The following is a 251-nucleotide window of genomic DNA, read 5'->3' on the forward strand; positions in this document are numbered from 1 at the left end:
GCTTTTGACACGGGATCCCCTGTGGATCGCGATCTTGCCTGCGGCGCTGCGCGTTCCATGGGTTCTGTTCGCGCTACCCTCCGGCATTCTTGCTGATCGCATGGACCGTAAGCGGTTGATTGTGTTCTGTGATCTGATCCGCACTCTTGCCTATGGTATGGCGGGTGGCGCGATGATGCTGAGCTTGCCACTTGCCGAGCCAGTCATTGACGGGATTGGGAGATCCACCCTGTACTGGAGCTTACTGTCAC

General features: G+C 57.8%; 1 pseudogene. It reads left to right on the forward strand.

Annotation, left to right across the window (positions count from 1 at the left end):
- Positions 1–34: 34 nt before the first annotated feature.
- Positions 35–251, forward strand: a pseudogene (locus tag A3764_RS00925) (MFS transporter); the annotation flags it as partial.

This window comes from Sulfitobacter sp. HI0129, from assembly GCF_001635395.1.
Taxonomy (GTDB): Bacteria; Pseudomonadota; Alphaproteobacteria; order Rhodobacterales; family Rhodobacteraceae; genus Sulfitobacter.